Source organism: Roseicyclus sp. (genome assembly GCF_052168335.1).
GTDB lineage: Bacteria > Pseudomonadota > Alphaproteobacteria > Rhodobacterales > Rhodobacteraceae > Roseibacterium.
Genome location: NZ_JBQLZP010000557.1, coordinates 1 through 1,598, shown reverse-complemented (window position 1 = coordinate 1,598; position 1,598 = coordinate 1). Strand labels below are relative to the sequence as shown.

Below are 1,598 nucleotides of genomic sequence, written 5' to 3'. Positions count from 1 at the left end.
CTGATAAGCGGCGACGAGGCCGAGGAGGTCGCGGACGCCGCGGCCGACCGGACCGAAGGCGAGCACGCGGAGGCGGAGGGTGGCGAGCATGCCGCCATGCCCGCGGAAACCCTCGTCGTGGCGCCTCTCGACGAGATCATCGTGAACATCGCCGCCACGACGGCGTCGGGCCGCGAGACGCAGCGGTTCCTCAAGCTTAACCTGGCGCTCGTCTACGACTCCGCGTCCATGGGGGCGGAGCGGCTGGCGGAACGCTCCGTCTACATCCGCGACAGCTACATCGACTATCTCCGCCTGCTGAACGAGCGCGACCTGAGGGGGTCGGCGGGCCTCGCGCGGCTGAGGGCAGAACTCCTTCACCGGGCGCGCAGCCTGGCCGAGACGGAGGCTCCGCGCGAAGTCCTCGTCGTCGACCTGGTGATCCAATGAAGCGCACCGCCCAGAAGGCGGCGACGCCGGAGCCCGCCGATGTCGAGGAACTGATGATCCGCGCCGCGGCGGAGCGCCCGCTGCGCCTCGGGCGGCTCGACGACGCGCTCCTGCGCTTCGGCGGAAACCTGGGTCCGGCCCTTGCCGAGATGACCGGGCGCGATGTCGCCTCCGCCGCGCTCGGGATCCGTTATCCGACCTGGGAGGAGGAGCGGAGCGCCGTGACGGGCGTTCTCGCGACGGCCGAGGCGCGGCCCTGGACGGGCGAAGTCCTGATGTCGATCGACCGGCCGGTCCTCCTGTGCCTCGTCGGCAGGATTCTCGGCGGCGAGACGGAGGAGGACGCCGGCGCGGACCGCGCCCTCACGCCGCTGGAGCGCCGCATCGCACAGCGCCTGCTCGACCGTGCCGCCGCTGCCCTCGGCGAGGCGGTGTCGCCCCTGCGCAAGGTCTCGGGACGCCTTCTCGATCTGAAGACGGGCGCCGACGACGAGGACCTCGACATGCCCGAAGGGCGCTGCATCGTGGCGGAGGTCTCGCTCGAGGCGGGCCCTGCGGTGGGAACGTTCAAGGCGATCCTGCCCATGTCCCTCTTCGGCGCCGATATCGAGCTCCTGTCGCGCCCCGTGGCGCAGCGGACCCCGCCCGAAGCCGCCGGCTGGCGCCAGGAGATGTCGGCGATGATCGCGTCCGCGCGCGTCAAGGTCACGGCCGTGATCGGCGAGGGCGAGGTCCGCCTCGGCGACGCGCTGGGCTGGACGCCCGGAATGACGCTCGATCTGGGACTTCTCGCGGCCGATCCGGCGCGCATCGCCTGCGGAGGAAGGACGATCTTTCTCGGGATGGCGGGCCGGCGGGGGAACGGCTCGGTCGCCATCCAGATCACCGAAGACGTGGAAACCAGGGAGGTCAGGGCCCCATGACGCATATTGTCGATGCCATCATCCTCGCGCTCCTGTGCGGCGCCGTCTGCTATGCCTTCTATCTCCACCGGCGGATACGCAAGCTCATGGCGGCTCTCGAGGGGCTTCGCCCGGTGGTCGAGACCTTCTCGGAGGCGATCGACCGGACCGAAGGCTCGGTGATCCGGCTTCGCTCGGTGGCCGAGACCCTTCCGGCGCAGCGGGGCGGCGACTGGCGCGGCCATGCGGACGCCCCGTCGCCCTCCA

Annotated in this window: 2 protein-coding genes and 1 pseudogene; all 3 read left to right on the top strand. The window is 71.3% G+C overall.

What is annotated here, in order from left to right:
- Positions 1-429, top strand: a 429-nt coding sequence (locus tag ACTS11_RS16985) for a flagellar basal body-associated FliL family protein (protein WP_442641479.1), incomplete at its 5' end; no start/stop codon positions are given.
- Positions 426-1,352, top strand: a complete 927-nt coding sequence (locus ACTS11_RS16980; RefSeq protein ID WP_442641478.1) for a FliM/FliN family flagellar motor switch protein — start codon at positions 426-428, stop codon at positions 1,350-1,352. The genes ACTS11_RS16985 and ACTS11_RS16980, both read left to right, overlap by 4 nt.
- Positions 1,349-1,598, top strand: a pseudogene (locus ACTS11_RS16975) (hypothetical protein); the annotation flags it as partial. The gene ACTS11_RS16980 and the pseudogene ACTS11_RS16975, both read left to right, overlap by 4 nt.

Bases quoted from the DNA above. Each gene is read 5' to 3' on its own strand.
- ACTS11_RS16980 (WP_442641478.1), top strand. From the start codon at position 426: ATGAAGCGCACCGCCCAGAAGGCGGCGACGCCGGAGCCCGCCGATGTC.